General features: G+C 72.4%; 20 protein-coding genes. 9 read left to right on the forward strand and 11 right to left on the reverse strand.

What is annotated here, in order from left to right:
- Positions 1–148 precede the first annotated feature (148 nt).
- Positions 149–1,072 carry a 3-oxoacyl-ACP reductase gene (locus MUB56_RS20215; RefSeq protein ID WP_244928807.1) on the forward strand — a complete coding sequence of 308 codons (924 nt, stop codon included), beginning with the start codon at positions 149–151 and terminating at the stop codon, positions 1,070–1,072.
- Between the two features lie 168 nt (positions 1,073–1,240).
- Here the strand turns inward: MUB56_RS20215 and MUB56_RS20220 are convergent, their stop codons facing one another.
- From MUB56_RS20220 to MUB56_RS20260, 9 genes are all read right to left on the reverse strand, one after another.
- Positions 1,241–2,506 carry a glycerophosphodiester phosphodiesterase family protein gene (locus MUB56_RS20220; RefSeq protein ID WP_244928808.1) on the reverse strand — a complete coding sequence of 422 codons (1,266 nt, stop codon included), beginning with the start codon at positions 2,504–2,506 and terminating at the stop codon, positions 1,241–1,243.
- Positions 2,507–2,615: 109 nt separating this feature from the next.
- Complete coding sequence (locus MUB56_RS20225; protein WP_244928809.1) at positions 2,616–3,389, reverse strand: SDR family oxidoreductase; 774 nt, start codon at positions 3,387–3,389, stop codon at positions 2,616–2,618.
- Entirely contained in the window at positions 3,389–4,165 is a 777-nt protein-coding gene (locus MUB56_RS20230) for an SDR family oxidoreductase (RefSeq protein WP_244928810.1), read from the reverse strand. The genes MUB56_RS20225 and MUB56_RS20230 overlap by 1 nt, the downstream gene beginning before the upstream one ends.
- A gap of 29 nt (positions 4,166–4,194) precedes the next feature.
- Positions 4,195–4,947 carry an SDR family NAD(P)-dependent oxidoreductase gene (locus MUB56_RS20235; protein ID WP_244928811.1) on the reverse strand — a complete coding sequence of 251 codons (753 nt, stop codon included), beginning with the start codon at positions 4,945–4,947 and terminating at the stop codon, positions 4,195–4,197.
- Positions 4,948–5,067: 120 nt separating this feature from the next.
- Positions 5,068–5,997: a VOC family protein gene (locus MUB56_RS20240; protein ID WP_244928812.1), complete on the reverse strand. Its 930-nt coding sequence runs from the start codon at positions 5,995–5,997 to the stop codon at positions 5,068–5,070.
- A 10-nt stretch (positions 5,998–6,007) separates the two neighbouring features.
- A complete protein-coding gene (locus MUB56_RS20245) occupies positions 6,008–7,192 on the reverse strand; it encodes an acyl-CoA dehydrogenase family protein (RefSeq protein WP_244928813.1) in 1,185 nt (394 codons plus the stop codon).
- 117 nt (positions 7,193–7,309) lie between these two features.
- Positions 7,310–8,326 (reverse strand): ferredoxin--NADP reductase, encoded by a 1,017-nt coding sequence (locus tag MUB56_RS20250; RefSeq protein ID WP_244928814.1) that lies wholly within the window; start codon positions 8,324–8,326, stop codon positions 7,310–7,312.
- 2 nt (positions 8,327–8,328) lie between these two features.
- Positions 8,329–9,993, reverse strand: coding sequence for an FAD-binding protein (locus MUB56_RS20255; RefSeq protein ID WP_244928815.1), 1,665 nt, complete (start codon positions 9,991–9,993; stop codon positions 8,329–8,331).
- Positions 9,994–9,997: 4 nt separating this feature from the next.
- Positions 9,998–10,861, reverse strand: coding sequence for an alpha/beta fold hydrolase (locus MUB56_RS20260; RefSeq protein WP_244928816.1), 864 nt, complete (start codon positions 10,859–10,861; stop codon positions 9,998–10,000).
- A 129-nt stretch (positions 10,862–10,990) separates the two neighbouring features.
- On the opposite strand from MUB56_RS20260, the gene MUB56_RS20265 reads away from it, so the two are divergent.
- Positions 10,991–11,545, forward strand: a complete 555-nt coding sequence (locus MUB56_RS20265; protein WP_244928817.1) for a flavin reductase family protein — start codon at positions 10,991–10,993, stop codon at positions 11,543–11,545.
- 49 nt (positions 11,546–11,594) lie between these two features.
- On the opposite strand, the gene MUB56_RS20270 is transcribed toward MUB56_RS20265, so the two are convergent.
- Positions 11,595–12,401 (reverse strand): IclR family transcriptional regulator, encoded by an 807-nt coding sequence (locus MUB56_RS20270; RefSeq protein ID WP_244928818.1) that lies wholly within the window; start codon positions 12,399–12,401, stop codon positions 11,595–11,597.
- A gap of 217 nt (positions 12,402–12,618) precedes the next feature.
- Here MUB56_RS20270 and MUB56_RS20275 point away from each other — a divergent pair, with 217 nt between their 5' ends.
- From MUB56_RS20275 to MUB56_RS20305, 7 genes are all read left to right on the forward strand, one after another.
- Positions 12,619–13,776: a Rieske 2Fe-2S domain-containing protein gene (locus MUB56_RS20275; RefSeq protein WP_244928819.1), complete on the forward strand. Its 1,158-nt coding sequence runs from the start codon at positions 12,619–12,621 to the stop codon at positions 13,774–13,776.
- A complete protein-coding gene (locus tag MUB56_RS20280) occupies positions 13,776–14,096 on the forward strand; it encodes a hypothetical protein (protein WP_244928820.1) in 321 nt (106 codons plus the stop codon). Before MUB56_RS20275 ends, MUB56_RS20280 begins: the two co-directional genes overlap by 1 nt.
- Positions 14,093–14,890: an SDR family NAD(P)-dependent oxidoreductase gene (locus MUB56_RS20285; protein ID WP_244928821.1), complete on the forward strand. Its 798-nt coding sequence runs from the start codon at positions 14,093–14,095 to the stop codon at positions 14,888–14,890. Before MUB56_RS20280 ends, MUB56_RS20285 begins: the two co-directional genes overlap by 4 nt.
- 164 nt (positions 14,891–15,054) lie before the next feature.
- Entirely contained in the window at positions 15,055–15,912 is an 858-nt protein-coding gene (locus tag MUB56_RS20290) for an LLM class F420-dependent oxidoreductase (protein ID WP_244928822.1), read from the forward strand.
- Complete coding sequence (locus MUB56_RS20295; RefSeq protein WP_244928823.1) at positions 15,909–16,409, forward strand: nuclear transport factor 2 family protein; 501 nt, start codon at positions 15,909–15,911, stop codon at positions 16,407–16,409. Before MUB56_RS20290 ends, MUB56_RS20295 begins: the two co-directional genes overlap by 4 nt.
- Positions 16,406–17,179 (forward strand): SDR family oxidoreductase, encoded by a 774-nt coding sequence (locus tag MUB56_RS20300; RefSeq protein ID WP_244928824.1) that lies wholly within the window; start codon positions 16,406–16,408, stop codon positions 17,177–17,179. Before MUB56_RS20295 ends, MUB56_RS20300 begins: the two co-directional genes overlap by 4 nt.
- Positions 17,176–17,586, forward strand: coding sequence for a nuclear transport factor 2 family protein (locus MUB56_RS20305; RefSeq protein ID WP_244928825.1), 411 nt, complete (start codon positions 17,176–17,178; stop codon positions 17,584–17,586). Before MUB56_RS20300 ends, MUB56_RS20305 begins: the two co-directional genes overlap by 4 nt.
- Before the next feature lie 84 nt (positions 17,587–17,670).
- Here MUB56_RS20305 and MUB56_RS20310 read toward each other — a convergent pair whose 3' ends face one another.
- The gene (locus MUB56_RS20310; RefSeq protein WP_244928826.1) at positions 17,671–19,344 is read right to left on the reverse strand and encodes an AMP-binding protein; all 1,674 of its coding nucleotides are present in this window, start codon (positions 19,342–19,344) and stop codon (positions 17,671–17,673) included.

Below are 19,344 nucleotides of genomic sequence, written 5' to 3' on the forward strand. Positions count from 1 at the left end.
CCTGTCTGGGTGGCAGCGCTCGCAGGCTAGGGACCCGGGAGGGTGTGCCAGGGAGGTCAGTCCCACCCAGTCGGATCTGCCGCGGGCGGCCGTCGCGCGCCGACCTAGCGTGCGACGACCCCATCCGATGAGTTCGCAAGGAGCACACATGAGCAGCACCCACCTGGCGGGACGCACCGCCGTGGTGACCGGCGCGGGAGCCGGTCTCGGTCGCGCCGAGGCGCTCGCCCTCGCTGCCGCCGGCGCCAACGTCGTCGTCAACGACATGGGCCCGGCCGCCGAGGACGTCGTCTCCGAGATCAAGGAGCTCGGCGTGGGTGCGGTCGCGGTGCTCGGCGACGTGTCCGACTGGAGCCTCGGTGACCGCCTGGTCTCGGCGGCCGTGGAGACCTTCGGCAGCCTCGACGTCGTGGTCAACAACGCCGGCATCACCCGCGACACCATGCTGTTCAACCTGACGGAGGCCCAGTGGGACTCCGTCATCGCCGTGCACCTCAAGGGCCACGCAGCCGTCTCCCGGGCCGCGGCCGTGCACTGGCGCAACGCCTCCAAGGCTGCCGGTGCGCCCGTCTACGGCCGGATCGTGAACACCTCCTCCGAGGCCTTCCTCTTCGGCTCCGCCGGCCAGCCCAACTACGCTGCCGCCAAGGCGGGCATCACCGCGCTGACGCTCTCGAGCGCCCAGGGCCTGTCCCGGTACGGCGTCACCGCCAACGCGATCTGCCCCCGCGCCCGGACCGAGATGACGGCGAACGTCTTCGACGCGGACCCGAACGGGAACGAGCTCGACATCCTCGCCCCCGAGCGGGTCGCGACGTTCGTCTCCTGGCTGGCGTCCCCCGCGGCCGCCACCGTCAACGGCCAGGTCTTCGTGGTCTACGGAGACATGGTCGCGCTGATGGCGGCGCCCACGGTGGAGCGGAAGTTCACCTCGACGACCGGCACGTTCACCGTCGAGGAGCTCGACGAGCAGCTGGTGCCGCACTTCGCGGACCGCTCGCCTCGCCAGAACTACGCGGCCTACTCCGTCGCCGAGCTCGACACCACCGGGGTGCAGCCGCTCAACCGCTGAGGTGGGTGGGCCGAGAGAGATTCTCCGCCTGGGCGGTGAATCTCGCGGCTGTGTCGTGAAGCATCTCGACACAGCCGCGAGTTCCTCGACAACGATGTGACGCCAGGTGCTGCGGAGGCGGGCGGCCCGAGCCCGGTCGGTCGCTCCGCCGGTCCGGGGTCCGCTCCGCTACGGCCGGAGGTACGACGCCACGTCGAGCAGCCGCTGGTCCTCGTCCAGCAGGTAGACGGTGTCACCGCCGGCGTTGTCGAAGATGCCCTTCGGGTGCCCGTTGTAGTGCGCGTCGGGCCGGTCGGTGCCGCTGTTGACGTAGACCTTGAACAGCCCGCCGGCACCGATGACGGCATCGTCGCCGGTGGTCAGCCAGACGTTCCCCGCGTAGTCGGTCAGGCGGTACCCGGACACGTCGAGCGGGCGGGCGGTGGTGTTGCGCAGCGCGACGTACTCGCCGTTCTCCGCCTGCTCGTCGACCCCGCTGGGGTTCTCCAGCACGTGGTCGATCACGACGCGGCCGGCGCCGATCCCCGGGGACCGGCCGGCGAGGACCCGTCGCGCCACCGTCGGCACGTTCGTCACCAGGTAGTCGTACCCCTGGTTGAGCGCCATGCCGATCTGGGCGGGGCTGTCGACCGGGTCGCTGTAGACCTCCAGGCCGACGGCGTGGGCGCGGTCCACGTCGACGGCGCTGGTCCGCGTCGGGGAGGCGTAGACCGCGTCGGTCCAGGGCGCGAGCTCGGCCAGGCGCGCGTCGTCGAGCATCGCGCCGCCCGAGAGCCAGGAGATCCGTACGTAGGGCAGCTCCCCCGCGAACTCGTGCAGCGCCGCCTCGTCGCGGGAGTGCACGGCGATCCGGAGCATGCCGGTGCGCCGGTCGACCCGGTCGTCGGTGTACCCGTGCGCGCGCAGCACCTCAGCCAGCCGGGTGGCCACGCCGGGGCTGTTCTGGGGCGACTTCAGCTCGAGGTTGAAGCCCACCCGGCCGCGGCCGAGCCGGAGCACCTCCGCCAGCGTCGGGACGCGCTCGCCGGCGTACTTCTCGTTCACCCACGAGCCGGCGTCGAGCTGCTTCAGCTCGGCCAGCGTGAGGTCGCCGACGCGCCACGGGGCGCGGTCGGGGAAGACCTGCTCGGCGTCGGTGGTGGTGTCGAGCGTGTCGTCGTGGACGAGCACCGGCACCCCGTCCCGGGTGAGCTGGACGTCGCCCTCGAGGACCGCAGCGCCCTCCGCGATGGCCGCTCGGTACGCGGCGAGCGTCTCCTCCGGTGCCACCCGCGACGCTCCGCGGTGGGCGACGACGGGGTTGCGCGGCTGGTCCTGCTTGGCGGTCGGGGCCGAGGGTGCCGGGGCGCCCACCGCGTTCGAGGCGAGCGTCGGGAGGGCGCTGAGGACGGCGGCGGCCGCGAGGGCGGGCACGAGGTGGTGCAGGCGGGACATGGGGAGCCTTCCGAGAGTCGTGGTGCTGACCTCTCGAAGCTAGGAGTCCCGCCGCCCCCGGGGGGTGGCCTGCGGGTGAAGCCGGACCGAACAGCTCCGAACAGCTGTCTCAGCCGAAGAACGCCTGCCCTCCGTCGAGCGGCACCGTGGCCCCGGTGAGGTAGCGCAGGTCGGGTCCGACCAGCGCGACGACCGCCCGACCGATGTCCTCCTCGCAGTCGCCGATCCGCCGCATCGGGATGCTGGCCACGAACTCGGCGGCCTCCTCGGGGTTGCTCTCGGTCCACTGCCGCAGCCCGGGCGACAGCGCGTGCGGTGCGATGGAGTTCACCCGGATGCCGTCCGGGGCCCACTCGACCGCGGCCGTGCGGGTCAGCGACCGCACGGCCTGCTTGGCCGCCGCGTAGGCGCCGTACGTCGTGGGGTCCCAGCGCACCATGGCCGAGGTGACCAGGTTGACGATCGAGCCGTCGCCACTGGCCTTCAGGTGCGGGTGGGCGGCCTTCATGAACGCGAACGAGGCGAACGGCCCGGTGCGGAAGCCCTTCTGGAAGGCCCGGTCGCTGAGGTCCAGCAGCGGCCCGTACGCCCCGGCCCAGGCGTTGTTGACCAGGATGTCGAGGCGCCCGAAGCGGGCGACGACGGCCTCGACGAGCGCCGGGACGGCCTCGGTCTCGGCGACGTCGCACGCGAACGGCTCGGCCTCGACGCCCCGGTCGCGGACCAGACGGCAGGTCTCCTCCAGCTTGGCCTCGGTCCGGCCGAGGACGGCGACGGAGACGCCGGCACCCGCGAGGGCCAGGGCGATCCCCTGGCCCACGCCCTGCCCGGCTCCCGTCACCAGGGCGACCCGTCCGGCCAGTGCTCCCTCCGGTGCGCTCATCAGAAGGCCGTGGCCGGGCGCAGCGTGGCCTCGGCGCCGCCGTCGACGTAGAGCACCTGACCGGTGACGTGGGTGACCTCGGGCGAGGCCAGGAAGCCGATCACCCGGGCCACGTCCTCGGGGGCGGAGTAGCCGTGCAACGGCATCGGCACGGCGGCGTCCATGACCTGCTTCATCCGCGGGTCGGTGACCAGGGCCGCGGTCATCGCGGTCAGTACGACGCCCGGCGCGACGACGTTGAGCGCGATGCCCGCGTCGGCCCAGCCCGGGGTGACGGCGGTGCTCCGGGCCCACTGGGTGAGCGCCGACTTCGAGGACGGGTAGAGCTGCTGGGGGCGGCCGTCGGCGATGGCCGCGTCGGTGAGCCGAGCCGCCTCGGCGGCGTCACCGGCGAGCAGCGCGTCGACCAGCGCCTGGTCGACCGGCTGGGTCGCCGAGATCGACCCGACCAGCACCACCCGCGGCGCGGGAGCTGCGGCCAGCGCGGGGCGCAGGCCCGCGACCAGGTCGGTGGTGCCGAAGAAGTTGACCGGCGGGAGCGCCGGCGACGAGCCCGAGAGTCCGGCGCAGGTCACCACGGCGTCGACCACGCCGCCGGACGCCTCGAGGACGCCGGCGACCGCTGCGGCCCGGCCCTCGGCGGTGCTGAGGTCGGCGCAGACCTCCACGTCCTTCAGGTCCACGCCGAGGACGCGGTCGCCCCGACCCTCGAAGAGGCTGCGGACGGACGCGCCGATGCCGGAGGCGGCACCGGTGACGACGACGAGACGGGACATGGGGTCCTCCAGGGGATGGTGAGGGTGGGTCAGGTGTGGGAGCCGCCGTCGACGCGCAGCTCGGCACCGGTGAGGTACGACGCGTCGTCGGAGGCGGCGAAGGCGATGACGCCGGCGACCTGCTCCGGTGAGGCCTCCCCCATCAGGGAGCGGATCCGACCGTAGTAGCCGAAGTCGAGGTCGCCGGGGGTCACCCCGGCGGTCAGCGGCGTGGCCACCGTGCCCGGGGAGACCGGCACCACCCGGATGCCGCGCCCCACCAGCTCGGCGGCGAGGCTCAGCGAGAAGGCCAGCACCGCGCCCTTCGAGGCGGAGTACGCCGACATGTACGGGTTGCCGTGGGCAGCGGCGCTGGAGGCGACGTTGACGATCACGCCTCCGCGGCCCAGGTGGGCGACGGCCTCGCGGCAGAAGAGCGCGGTGCCGACGAGGTTGACCTCGAAGAGCAGGTGCAGGTCGTCGACCGTGAGCGACTCGATCGGCGTGGTCCGGTGGATGCCGGCCACGTTGGCCAGCACGTCGAGACCGCGGAGCTCGCGGACGGCCTGCGCGACGGTCGCGACCACCTCCGCCTCGGAGGTGACGTCGCAGACCGCGGTGCTGATCCGTCCCGGTCCGGCGCACTGCTCGGCGGTGCGCGCCAGGCCGTCCTCGTCGCGGTCCACGGCGACGACGGCCGCACCCTCGGCGACGAGCCGGACGGCCGTGGCCCGGCCGATGCCGGAGGCGGCGCCGGTCATCAGCACGCGACGCCCGTCGAAGCGCTGGAGTCCCGCGCTCATCGCGCGGCACCCGCGGCGCCGGTCTCGGCCGCCTCGATCGCCGCTGTCGCACCGGCGCAGCCCACACCCACGACGAGGACGTCGCGGGTGTGGGCCGCGGCCGCGGGGCCGCTCAAGGACTCAGGCCTGACGGGGGATGAACGCCGCGAGCGGCTCCGAGCCGGACCAGTCGTGACCCCAGTAGGAGTCGGCGGTGATCTCCTCGGCGGTGTAGTACCTCTCGTCGACCAGCGAGCCCTCGGTGCCGTACTCGAGGTCCCAGCCGCCCGGCGCGCGGACGTAGAACGACACCATCTTGTCGTTGGTGTGCCGGCCCAGGGTCGAGGAGACCGAGAAGCCGAGCTTGTTGACCGCATCCAGCGCCTGACCGACGGCGTCGAGCGAGTCGACCTCCATCATCAGGTGCACGAGGCCGGGGGCCTCACCGTGCGGCGCGGGGGCCAGGGCGAGGCTGTGGTGACGCTCGTTCACCCCGAGGAAGCGCACCCGGCGGACCGGCTGGCCGGGGACCGGCTTCTTGGGGCCGACCCGGATGGCGCCGCGGGGCAGGAAGCCGAGGACCTCGGCGTAGAAGGAGTAGGTCTCGTCGAAGGCGATGGTCGGCAGCACCACGTGGCCCATGCCCTGGTCGCCGGTGACGAAGTCCTGGGTCCACTTGGTGCGCACCGGGCTGTGGTCGAGCACCGGGCCGAAGAAGACCTCCAGCGGGGTGCCGGCCGGGTCGTCGAAGCGCAGGGCCGCCTCGATGCCGCGCTCGTCGCACTCCTCCTGGGTGAGCTCCTTGACGCCGAAGCCCGCAGCCTCGACGGCGCGGCCGACCCGGGCCAGCGCGAACTGGTCGCGCACCTCCCAGCCGACGGCGAGGACGTGGTCGGACTCTCCGGGCAGCACGATCAGCCGGGCGGCACGCTCGTCCATGCGCAGGTAGAGGCCGCCGTCGACCGGACCGGTGGCCTCGGCGAGGCCGAGCGCGTCCACCGTGAGCTCGCGCCAGCGCGGCACGTCGGTGGTCTGGACCCGGAGGTAGCCGAGTCCGCGGATGTCAGTCATGGGGAACTCCTTAGATCATCGAGAGCAGCGGTCCGGGCGGCGGGGTCACACCGATGTCGGTCAGCGCCGACACGTGGAAGACCGCGCCCGGGACGTGGATCGCGTGCGCGAGGCCCATGTGGCCGTCGCGCCAGAACCGCTGGATGGGGTTGTCCATGCGCAGGCCGTTGCCACCGGATCGGGCGACGACCTCGTCCATCGCCCGGACCGAGCGCCACGCGGCCGCGACCTGGGTACGCCGGGACTCGGCGCGGTCGGCGAAGCTGATCTCGCGCCCAGCCTCCGCGGCGTCGTAGAAGCGGCTCACGTTGTCGAGCATGGCCAGGCGGGAGACCCGGATCTCCTCGGCGGCGGCACCGATCGTCGAGAGCACGTAGGGGTCGTCGGTCGCCTTGATGCCGGTCACCTGCACCCGGTTGCGCTGGTAGGCCAGGTGCGCGGCGAGCGCGCCCTCCGCGATGCCGATGACGGCGCTCGTGATGCCCATCGGGAACGCCGTGGTGAACGGGATGTGATAGGTCGGGCTGGTCAGCCCGGCGTTGCGCGGATGCGATCCGTCGAGGAAGCCGGAGAACGCCATGACCCGGTTCTCGGGGATGAAGGCGTCCTTGACGATGATGTCCTTGGAGCCCGTGCCGCGCAGGCCGACGACGTCCCAGCTGTCCTCGATGATCTCGTAGTCCGAGCGCGGGAGGATCACGTGGTAGTTGCGCGGCGGCATCACCCGGTTGCCCTCCGCGTCGCCCATGAAAGCGCCGAGGAAGATCCACTGGCAGTGGTCGGTGCCGGAGGAGAACTGCCAGCGGCCGTTGAAGATGTAGCCGCCGTCGACCGGGCGGAGCACGCCCATCGGGGCGTACGGCGAGGCGATCCAGGTGTCCTGGTCCTCGCCCCAGATCTCCTCCTGCACCGACTCGTCGCACATCGCCATCTCCCACGGGTGCACGCCGACGATGCCGGCGACCCATCCGGTGGAGCCGTCGAGCGAGGCGATCCGCATGACGGTCTCGGCGAACTCGCGGGGGTGGGCCTCGGCGCCGCCGTGCTTGGCCGGCTGCAGCATCCGGATCACTCCGGTGTCGCGCAGCAGCTTGGCTGCTGCGTCGTCGAGGCGGCCGAGCTTCTCGTTCGACTCGGCCAGTGCGGCGATCTCGTCGGCTCGTTCCTCGACGGCCGCAAGAGCGGGGTTGGTCATGGTGCCTCCTGATGGGATGACGTCACGGTGCCAGGGGCCCCGCCCCTACCGTCGCCCTTTTCCCGGTCACCGGGAGGGTCGCGCACGCAGGGCGGGGCCCGAGGTCAGGGCGGGGGGTCAGGCGTCGAACGACACCTTGACCACCGGTGAGGTGGCCAGTGCCTGGCAGGACAGGATCAGGCCCTCGGCGAGGTCGACCTCATCGAGGACCTCGTTGTGCTCCAGCTCGACGGTGCCCTCCGTCAGCCGGCACGCGCAGGCGCTGCAGGCGCCCTCGCGGCAGGAGAACGGCGCCGGCAGCCCGGCGGCCAGCAGCACGTCGAGGAGCTTGGAGCCGGCCGGCCACGCGAGTACGGCGGTGTCGCCGTCGAGCTCCACGACGACCTCGGCCGTGTCTCCGTCCCCGCCGTCGACCGGCACCGACACCTCGGCGAACGGGTCGCCCGCCAGGGAGGTGAAGACCTCCTGGTGGAGCCGGTCGCGGGGGACGCCGAGGTCCCTCAGCACCCCCGCGGCCAGGTCCATGAACAGGCCGGGGCCGCAGACGAACGCCTCGCGCCCGACGTACGGCGCGGCGAGCGCGCGCAGGCCGGCCTCGGTGGGCAGGCCCTGCACCGACTCCAGCCAGTGCAGGACCGTGAACCGGTCGGGGAACGCGGCGGCCAGCGCCACGAGCTCGTCGCGGAAGATCACCGACGACTCGTCGCGGTTGGCGTAGACCAGGGCGACCTGGCCGGTCCCGGAGTGCAGGGCGCTCTTGAGGATCGAGAGCACCGGGGTGATGCCGCTGCCGCCCGCGAGCAGCAGGAAGTCCGTGTCCAGCTCGGCGGGGACGAAGGTGCCCGCCGGAGGCAGCACCTCCAGCTCGTCACCCGCCTCGACCCGGTCGCACAGCCAGTTGGAGGCGTAGCCCTCGCGGGTCCGCTTCACCGTCACCTTCAGAGGCTCGTCGCGCACCGGCGAGGAGCACAGGGAGTAGCAGCGGGCCGCTCCCCCGGGCCGGTCCGAGGGCACCCGGAGGGTGAGGAACTGACCCGGCCGGTAGTCCCAGCGCTCGCCGCCGACCGGTTCGAGCACCAGGGTGTGGGCCTCGGCGGTCTCGCGGACCACCTCCAGGACGCGCACCGTGGCCATGCTCAGCCGTTCCGGCGCGCAGCGGCGTAGCGCGCGGCGATGTAGCCGAAGACCATGGAGGGGCCGATGGTCGCGCCCGGGCCGGCGTACTCGTTGGCCATCACCGATGCGCTGGCGTTGCCGGTGGCGTAGAGCCCGTCGATGACCGACCCGTCCTCTCGCAGCACCCGGCCGTGCTCGTCACAGACCAGGCCGCCCTTGGTGCCGAGGTCGCCGATCTCGATCCGGATGGCGTAGAACGGCGCCTTGTCGATGACGTCGAGGTTGGGGTTCTTCAGGTTCGGGTCGCCGTAGTAGTGGTCGTACGCCGACTCCCCCCGGCCGAAGTCCTCGTCGACGCCGCTGCGGGCGAAGCCGTTGAACCGCTCGACGGTCGCGAGGAGGTTCGCCTCGTCGAGACCGGTGGAGCGGGCCAGCTCGGCGAGCGTGTCGGCGCGGTGCACCATGCCCGCCTCGTAGAACGACTTCGGGAACGGCGCGCCCGGCAGGATCTGGGCGAACGGGTAGCGCGAGCGGGCGCGGGAGTCCATCACGCACCAGGTCTCCAGGTGCTTGCCCTCGAGCTGGTCGTGGACGTAGTTGACGTACGGCGAGGCCTCGTTGGTGAAGCGGCGCCCGTCGGTGGAGACGATCACCTGGCCGGGGATCGCCCGCTCGGAGACCAGCGGGATGGTCGCGCCGCTGGGGTGCTCGACGCTGGGCATCCACCAGGCGTCGTCCATGAAGTCCACCGCCGCACCCAGCCGCAGGCCGGCGACGATGCCGTCGCCGGTGTTCTCGCGAGCGCCGAGGCTGTGGTTGGCCCGCCCGCCCTCGGGCAGGTAGGTCTCGCGCAGCTCGGGGTCGTGGTCGAAGCCGCCACAGGCGAGCAGCACGCCGTACCGGCCGCGGACCCGCTGGGTCTCGCCCTCGCGGGTGACCTCGATGCCGACGACGGCGCCGTCCTCGACGACCAGCGTGGTCATCGGGGTCTCCAACCACAGCGGGATCCGGGCGTCCTTCATGGCCATCCGCAGGCGGGCGACCAGCGCCCGGCCCCCGGTGGCCATGTGCCGACGGCGTACGACGTTGGAGGAGACCCGCCAGGCCGCCACGACCGAGCGCCACCGGCCGCGCCAGGTCCGCTTGACCATGGCCAGGTCGCGGTAGTCGGCGGCGGTGATCCACAGCCCCAGCGGGCCCTTCATGCTGTTGGGCCGCTGGAAGCGCTCGTCGTCGCCCAGCTTGCGGGTGTCGAACGGCTTCGGCTCGACCGAGCGGCCGGCGGGGCGGCCGCCGTCCCACTCGGGGTGGTAGTCGGAGTAGCCCTTGGTCCAGGCCAGCTTCCACCACTTGCTCTTGCCGAGCAGCTCCATGGTGGCGGGGCCGTGGTCGACGTAGGCGTCGAGGCGCTCGGGGGCGACCTTGCCCTCGGTCAGCACGTCGAGGTAGCGCCGGATCGACTCGCGGCTGTCGTCGTGGCCCGCGGCCCGCAGGGTGGGGTTGTTCGGGATCCAGATCCCGCCGCCGGAGATGGCGGTGCTGCCGCCGTACTTCTTGGCCTTCTCGACGACCAGCGTCGACATCCCGGCGTCGTGCGCGGCGATGGCGGCGGTCATGCCGCCGCCGCCGGAGCCGACGACCAGGAAGTCGACCTCGTGGTCCCAGCCGGTGCCTGTGGCAGTCATGTCGTCAGTCCTTCCGAGTCAGGAACGCGAGCACGGCGGCCTCCCAGGCCGACTTCTGCTCGATCATCGCCCAGTGGCCGCAGTTGGGGAGCACGTGCAGCTCGGCGTCGGGGATGGTGCGCATCGGCACCAGCGCCATGTCGAGGGGGCTGACCCGGTCGTCGCGCCCCCAGGTGATCAGGGTGCGCGCCCGCACCTGGTGCAGCATCGCCCAGTACGGCGGCTCCGGCGACGTGCTGGCGGCCTTGGCCATCCCCTCCAGGGCGGCCCGGCTGTACATCCGCCGCGCGGCGGCCAGGGTGCTCGGCTCGGTCGCCTGCGCCCAGCGCTCCTCGATCATCTGCTCGGTGACCAGGGCCCGGTCGAAGACCATGGAGTTGAGCCACTCGATCAGCCGCTCGCGGCTCGGTGCCTCGGTGAACTCCATGAGCAGGTTCAGACCCTCGCCCGGCGACGGGCTGAAGATCGCACGCCCCATGCCGCCGACCGTCACCATCCTCCGGATCCGGTCGGGCTGGGCGAGGGCGAACCGGGTGGACACCACCCCGCCCATCGAGTTGCCGATGACGTCGACCTGCTCCAGGCCGAGGGCGTCGAGGAACCGGCCGACGGCCGGCAGCGCGGCGACCATGGGGTGCTGGTCGGTGGGGTCGCTGACCCCGAAGCCGGGGAACTCCAGCACCAGGCAGCGGAAGTGCTCGGCGAACAGCGGCAGGTTGGCGCCGAAGTTGCGCCAGCCGGTCACGCCGGGGCCGGAGCCGTGCAGCAGTAGCAGTGGTGGGGCGCCGGGATCGCCGGCCTCGTGGTAGCGCAGCACGCCGTGCTCGGTGGGAAGCTCGCGCAGGGTCGCATCGTGGGTCAGGCTCACGACGTCACGGTAGGAACCACCCACCTCACCTACTGCCGGGGATCCCGATGACCGGGAGTCGCGGATCACCGACCGGTGACCGGGACCCGCCCGACTGCGGCGTCGCGGGGCCGTCGTACCGTCGCGGCCATGAGCGAGACGCAGCAGCAGCCCGTCGTCAGCGAGCCCACCGCGGTCGAGATGCGCCGCGCGATGGGCTACTTCGCCAGCGGGGTCACCGTGGTGACGGGCCACGGCGAGGAGCCCGTCGGCTTCGCCTGCCAGTCCTTCGCGTCGGTCTCGCTGGAGCCGCCGCTGGTGATGTTCTGCGCCGACCACAAGGGTCGGGCCTGGCCGGACATCCGGCGCTCGGGCCGGTTCACCGTCAACGTGCTCGGCGAGGACCAGGACGAGCTGTGCCAGCGGTTCGGGTCCAGCCGGGGTCGCAAGTACGACGGGCTCGACTGGGAGCTGTCGCGCTGGGGCACCCCGTCGCTGCCCGGCGTGCTGATGCGGGTCCACGCGGAGGTCGAGGCGGTTCACGTCGCCGGCGACCACGACGTGGTGATCGGCCGGGTCCTCGAGCTGGAGACCACCCCGCCCTGGAGGCAGCCGATGCTGTTCTTCCGCGGCCGCTTCGGGGTGGAGGACGCGGACAGCGCGATCGCCCCGAACCTGTGGGGCTGGGGCGATCACTGGGGCTGAGCCCCGAGGTTGCCGGTCGGGTCCGCGTCGCGGCGCGGACCCGAGCGACTCAGACCGAGCGCAGACCGCGGCCCCGGCGTCCGTCGAGGCCGGGGTAGAGCTCCAGGGAGACCTGTCGCGCCGCGTCGAGGACCAGCGGGGCGATCCGCTCCAGCGGGGTCGAGGAGTCGCCGACCAGGGAGATCGCGCCGATCGGGCCCTCGGGCGCACGGATCGCGGCGGCCACGCACGCGATGTCCTCGAAGCACTCCTGGCGCTCGACGGCGAGGCCGTGGCGGGCGCGGACCCGGTTCAGCTCCTGGTGCAGCACCTCGAGGTCGGCGATCGTGCGGCCGGTCATCGCGCGCGGGTCCGTGCCGACCCGCTCGTCCACCTCCTCCGCGGAGAGCCAGGCCAGCATCGCGCGCCCGAGGGCGGTGCAGTGGGCCGGGGCCCGGCCGCCGACCCGGGAGGGCACCGACGTCGCGAACCGGGCGCCGATCTTGTCGAGGTAGTGGATGCGGCCCTCGTCGAGGACGGCCAGGTGCACGGTCAGGCCGGTGCGGACCATCAGCGAGTGCAGGTGCGAGGCCGCGGCGGCGCGCAGCTCGGAGTTGTCGTCGGCGACCCCACCGAGGTGGAGGGCGCGCGGGCCGAGGCTGTAGCCGAATCCCGAGTGCTCCAGCCAGTCGGCCTTCAGCAGCTGGTCGAGGATCCGGTGCGCCGTCGAGCGCGGCAGGTGCGTGATCCGGGCGACGTCCTCGAGCGTGAGCCGGGCCGTGCGACCGGGGAACGCGTCGAGGATCAGGGTCATCCGCTCGACCATCGACGGGGGCAGCTCGCGGCGCTCGGGGGCTTCGGCGATGACGACGGACATGGGGCTCCTCCGAAAACAAGAACTGAAATGAATTCTAGTGCTGGTGACGAGTGCCACGTTAGCCCCCGACGGGGTCTGACGGAAGTCGAAACTGAAATTCATTCTGGCCAAATTTTTCCGGTGAGTGGGACCTCGATACGCCCCGCTCGCAGCCTCGGGCGGACACTCGGCCCACCGGCCGCGTGTCACGAAGATCACGGCAGAAACGGAGAAGCAGATGAGCGTCGCCAAGGACGAGGTCCGCACGATCGAGTCAGGAGCCGCGCCCACGCGGTTCGCCCGGGGGTGGCACTGCCTCGGGCTCGAACGAGACTTCCGGGACGGCAAGCCGCACCAGGTCACCGCCTTCGGCGAGAAGCTCGTGGTCTTCGCCGGCGAGGACGGCGAGATCAGCGTCCTCGACGCCTACTGCCGCCACATGGGTGGCGACCTCTCGCAGGGCGAGATCAAGGGCAACGAGATCGCCTGCCCGTTCCACGACTGGCGCTGGGGCGGCGACGGCCGCTGCAAGCAGATCCCCTACGCGCGCCGCGTCCCGCTGCGGGCCCGCACCGCCACCTGGCCGACGCTGGTCCAGAACGGCATGCTCTTCGTCTGGAACGACCCGGAGGGCAACGCCCCGCCGGCCGACGTCACCATCCCCCACATCGAGGGGTACGGCGACCCCGAGTGGACCGACTGGGTCTGGTACACCACGAAGATCGAGGGCGCCAACTGCCGCGAGATCGTGGACAACGTCGTGGACATGGCGCACTTCTTCTACGTGCACTACTCCTTCCCGACGTTCTTCTCGAACGTCTTCGAGGGGCACGTCGCCACCCAGTACATGAAGGGCGTGGGCCGCGAGGACATCCGCCCGCAGCGGTCCAAGGCCGGCGCCCGCGCCGCACTGGGCAACAGCTCGGTCGCGTCGTACCACGGCCCGTCGTTCATGATCGACGATCTGACGTACCACTACGAGGACGGCGACGTCCCGAGCGTGCTGATCAACTGCCACTACCCGATCGACAACAACTCCTTCATCCTGCAGTACGGCGTGATCGTGAAGAAGCAGCCCGGGGTCGACGACGCGACCGCCGTGGAGATGGCGCGGCGCCAGGGCGACTTCATCCGGATCGGCTTCGAGCAGGACGTCGAGATCTGGAAGAACAAGGCCCGGATCGACAACCCGCTGCTCTGCGAGGAGGACGGCCCGGTCTACCAGCTGCGCCGCTGGTACGAGCAGTTCTACGTCGACGCCGCGGACGTGACGCCCGAGATGACCGAGCGCTTCGAGTTCGAGATCGACACCACCCGGCCCAACGAGGCCTGGCAGCTGGAGGTCGAGGCGAACATCGCGCGCAAGAACGCCGAGGCCAGCGGCCAGCCCGTCTGATGACGGTCCGACCCGACAACCGGCTCGCCGACGGCCCCATGACGCCGGTCGGCTGCGCGACCTGCGGCGCCTCGGTCGAGGCCCGCAAGAGCAGCTGGGAGCAGACCAGCGTGCAGTGGCACGAGGACTCCGTCCAGCGGTGTCTCGAGCGTCGGGCCTCCAGCCCGCGGCCGGGCACCAACGGCGCTGCCTTCCCCGGCTGCCAGGCGCTGCGCGAGAGCATCCGCGCCGCCGCCGTACGCGGCGAGCTGCCCGTCCAGGACGGCGCCCCGCTGCCCACCAATCCCGAGAACCCCGAACATGAGGTGACCCACGCATGATCGACGTCGAACGCCACGGGCCGTGGGCGGTGATCGCCGGCGGCTCCGAGGGAGTCGGCGCGTCCTTCGCCACCCAGCTCGCCGAGGCCGGCCTCAACCTGGTGCTGCTCGCGCGCAAGCCCGGGCCGCTGGAGGAGACCGCGGAGGCGGCCCGAGCGCTGGGCGTCGAGGTGCGGACGCTCGCCGTCGACCTGACCGACGCCGGCGCGATGAAGAAGATCGTCGAGGTGACCGACGACCTCGAGGTCGGGCTGCTGGTCTTCAACGCCGGCGCGAACACCTACGGCCACGAGTTCGTCACCGGCGACCTGGACCGGTTCCAGCAGGTGATCGACCTCAACATCACCGCCCAGATGGCGATGGTGCGCCACTTCGGTGAGCCGATGAAGGAGCGCCGCCGCGGCGGCCTGCTGCTGGTCGGCTCGCTGGCCGGGTTCATGGGTCAGGCGCAGATCTCGATCTACTCCGCGGTCAAGGCCTTCTGCCGGGTCTTCGCCGAGGGCCTGTGGCTGGAGATGCGGGAGTACGACGTGGAGGTGCTGGAGTTCGTCCTCGGCGTCACCCGCACCCCGGCCATGGCCCGCGCCGGCCTGTCGATGGACATCCCCGGCCTGCACGTCTCCGAGCCCGACGACGTCGCCCGGCAGGCGCTCGCCGCTCTCGGCGACGGTCCGGTCCAGGTGGCCGCCGGCAACGAGAAGGCCGTCGAGGTCCGCAGCGGCACCGACCGCAGCAAGCTCGTCCTCGGCGCGCACGAGGCGATGAAGAAGCTGCTTCCGCCCTCGTCCGACTGACGCACCGCAGATCGACCCCGAGTCGGCGCAGTCCTCCCAGGAGGGCTGCGCCGACTCGACATTTCGGGGCGGTTCCGATGACCGGGACCACTCCCCTCCCCCCGCGGCACGGTTGAGGATGCTGGGTCCTTAGTCGAGGACCATCCGGCAACGAGGAGACACCTGTGCAGCTGGGCATCGTGAGCCCGATCGTCACCGCCAACCCGGGCGCCCACAGCGCCTGGGAGGCCAGTGCCGGCATCGCCGAGCTGACCCGGATCGCGGAGACCGCGGACCGGCTGGGCTTCCACCACCTGACCTGCAGCGAGCACGTCGGCGTGCCGACCGCGGTCGCCGAGCAGCGTGGCGCGACGTACTGGGACCCGCTGTCGACGCTGGGCTACCTCGCCGCCCGCACCGAGCGGATCCGGCTGGCCACCCAGGTGCTGGTGCTGGGCTACCACCACCCGCTGGAGATCGCGAAGCGCTACGGCACCCTCGACCTGATCAGCGGCGGGCGCGTCGTCCTGGGCCTCGGGGTCGGTTCGCTCGAGGAGGAGTTCGAGCTGCTCGGCGCGACCTTCGAGGGCCGGGGGGCGATCGCCGACGACGCCCTCGCCGCACTGAGCGCCGCCTGGGGCCGGCGCACCCCGAGCTACCACGGCCCGCACTTCTCGTTCGACGACCTCGTCGTCGAGCCGCACGCCGTCCGGGAGCAGGTGCCGCTGTGGATCGGCGGCCGGACGCCCCGCTCGCTGCGGCGCGCGGTCACCCTCGGCACCGGCTGGGTGCCCTTCGGCCTCGGCCTCGACGCGCTCACCGAGATGCTCGGCAAGGTCGAGCTCCCCGACGGCTTCGAGGTCGTGCTCTCCGCCGGCCGCCCGGCCGACGCGATCGCGGACCCCGACGGGACCGCCGAGCGCATCCGCAAGGTCCGCGCCGCCGGCGCGACCATGGTCAGCACCGCCGTGCACGCGGAGTCGACCGACCACTACTGCGAGCAGCTCGAGGCGCTCGCGACCATCGGCAAGGAGATCGGATGAGCATCGACACCGACGTCACCACCCGCCTGGCGGCCCTGGAGGGCCGCCTGCGCCAGCTCGAGGACGAGCGGGAGATCCAGCACCTGATCGCCGGCTACGGCCCGCTGGTCGACGCCGGCGCCGCCGACGAGGTGGCGGCGCTGTGGACCGAGGACGGCGTCTACGACGTCGACGAGGTCTTCCTCGGCAACCAGGAGGCGATCCGCGCGATGGTCCTCTCGAAGGGCCACCAGGGCTGGATCCGGGGCGGCTGCGCCCACTTCGTCGGGCCCGCCCGGGTCACCGTCGACGGCGACGACGCGGTCGCCGTGGGCCACTCGCTGATGGTCGTGAACACCGAGGACGGCTTCGTCGTACGCCGCGCGACGGCCAACCACTGGCAGCTGCGTCGTACCCCCGAGGGCTGGCGGGCCACGGTCCGCACCAACCGAGTGCTGGACGGCCGACCCGAGTCCCCCGCCCTGCTGGCCGCGGGCGCGCTCGGGAAGCGTCCGTGAGCACCCGGCTGGCCGGCCGCGTCGCCGTCGTGACCGGCGCCGGTGACGGCATCGGTGCCGCGGTCGCTCGCGCGTACGCCGCCGAGGGGGCGCGCGTCGTCGTGGCCGAGCTGTCGGAGGAGAAGGGCCGCGCGGTCGCCGAGGAGGTCGACGGCCTGTTCGTGCGCACCGACGTCTCGGACAAGGCGCAGGTCCACGCGATGATCGACGCCGCCGTGAGCAGCTACGGCTCGATCGACGTCCTGGTCAACAACGCCTGGGGCTCGACCACGATGTGCCGGGTCGAGGACAAGACCGACGAGATGATCGACATCGCCTTCGCGGTCGGCTTCCGCGGCCCGCTGTGGGCCATGCAGGCCGCGTTCCCGCACATGAAGGAGCGCGGCTGGGGCCGGGTCGTCAACATGTGCAGCCTCAACGGCGTCAACGCCCACATCGGCAGCGTGGAGTACAACACGACCAAGGAGGCGCTGCGCACGCTCACGCGCACCGCCGCGCGCGAGTGGGCGCCCACGGGGGTCGTGGTCAACGCGATGTGTCCCGGCGCCAAGAGCGCCGCGTTCCGCCGGGTGATGGGCGCGCACCCCGAGCTGGAGGACATGGCCGACCGGGGCAACCCGATGGGCCGGATCGGCGACCCGCTGGCCGATGTCGCGCCGGTCGCGGTGTTCCTGGCGAGCGAGGACTGCCGCTACCTGACCGGCAACACGCTCTTCGTCGACGGCGGCGCGCACATCAACGGCGTGGCCTGGGCGCCGGAGCTCCCGTGAGCGAGGACCGCACCGCACTCGTCGAGCTGCTCGCCGTCTTCGCGGCCGCGACCGACGCCCGCGACTGGGACACGATCACCTCGCTCCTCACGGAGGACTGCGTGGCCTACGGCGCGCGCGGTCCGCAGGCCGTCGTACGGCGGATGCAGGACCACCTGGGCGGCGTCGGGCCGACCCAGCACCTGCTCGGCAACCACCGGGTGACGGTCACCGGTGACGAGGCGCGCGCCCTCACCTACGGTCGGGTCCACCACGTCGGCGCCGGCCCGATGGCGGACTCCTTCTACGAGTGCCTGGGCGAGTACGACGACCGCTGGGTCCGCACCGCCGCGGGCTGGCGCCTGACCCGGCGCGGGTTCGAGATCCGGATCTCCCTCGGCGACCCCGCCGTCCTCCGCCCCGCGTAGCCCCCACCTCCCCCCCATCCCCGCCGACCCGGCGTGAATGCAGTGCCGACCCGGCGCGAGTTCGCGCCGGGTCGGCACTGGGGGTCAGGCGGGGAGCAGGGCGGCGCGATCGTGGGCGAGGAACTCCTGCTCGAGCCGGCTGCAGGTCTCGGCGTCGAGCAGGGCGTACGACGCGGTCCGGCCCACCCGCACGAAGACCGGGTCGTCGCACACCCAGGCGGCCGCACGCAGCGGCGCCTTGTTGACCTTGTTGCTGGCGGTCAGCGGGATCCGCTCGGTGATCCGCACGAACCGCGGCCACCACTTCGCGCCCATCTCCGGCTGGTCGGACAGGAAGGCCCCGAACGCGTCCGGGTCGAAGGACGCCCCGGGCTGCAGCTCCAGGGTGCACATCACCTGGTCGCCGGTGGCCGGGTCGGGCACGGCGTACACGACGGCCGACAGGATGCCGGGCACCCGGGCCAGCACCCGCTCGACCGGTGCCGCCGCGAAGTTCTCGCTGTCGACGCGCAGCCAGTCCGAGGAGCGACCCGCGAAGTAGAAGAAGCCCTGCTCGTCGCGGTAGCCCAGGTCGCCGGACCAGAAGTCCGCTCCGCCCCGGGTGCGGTCGGCCATCGCCTCGGGATTGCGCCAGTAGCCCTCGAAGCGCTCGGCACCGCCGATCGCGACCAGCTCGCCCACGGCCTCGGGGTTGAGCAGCCGCCCCACCTCGTCGAACCGGGCGCGCGGGCACTCCTGGCCCGTGGCCTCGTCGAGCACCCGGACGTCGACGCCGATCGCGGCGCCGAGAGCACCGTTCGGGGTGTCGGGCGTCCGGTTGATGCGGAAGACGCCCTCGCTGGAGCCGTAGCCCTCCGAGACCTCGCAGCCGAAGCGCTCGGAGAAGCGGGCGGCGTCGGCCTCCGAGGCCTCGGTCCCGACGGCGAGCTCCAGGGTCGAGGTGCGGTCGCGCGGGTCCTCGGGCCGGCTCAGGACGTACGACAGCGCCCGGCCGACGTAGTTGACGAACGTCGCCCCGTAGCGGTGGACGTCCTCGTCGAACGCGCTGGCGGAGAACTTGCGGGTCATCGCCACGGTGGCGCCGACCCGCATCGACGTGGCCAGGTTGAGCATCACCGCGTTGCCGTGGAAGAGCGGCATGCACAGGTAGGCGACCGAGTCGCGGCGCATCCGGACCCGCTCGACCAGCGCCTCGGTGAGTCGGCCGAGCCGACCCTGCCCGACCACCACGGCCTTGGGCGCGCCGGTGGACCCGGAGCTGAAGAGCAGCATGGCGATGTCGTCCGGCGAGACCACCCGCGTCGGCAGGTCGGCGCCGGCGTACGGCGCCAGCAGCGCGGCGTACGCCGGGTGGTCGACGTCGAGGACGCGCTCGGCCGGGACGCCGTGGTCGCCGCTCTCCAGCAGGTGGGCGAGCCGGTCCTCGGTGACGATCAGGTCGATCTCGGCGTGGCGGATGTCGCGGGCCAGCTCCGGCCCGCTGCGGCTGGCGTTGATGCCGACCACGACCGCGCCGGCGAGCGCCCCGCCGCCGATCCAGAAGACGAAGTCGGGGACGTTCTCCAGCAGCACCCCGACGTGCACCTGCCGGCCGGCGGGGACCGGCGCGAGATCGGCGAGCAGCGCCGCTCGCGCCGCGCTCTCCTGCACGACCTGGTCCCAGGTCCACTGCCGGTCCTCGAAGCGCAGCCCGACCGCATCGTCCCCGCGACGCGAGGCGACGATCTCGGCGAAGGTCTCCGGACTGAGGGGGCCCAC

It is taken from the genome of Nocardioides sp. W7 (assembly GCF_022919075.1).
In the GTDB taxonomy this organism is placed as follows: Bacteria; Actinomycetota; Actinomycetes; order Propionibacteriales; family Nocardioidaceae; genus Nocardioides.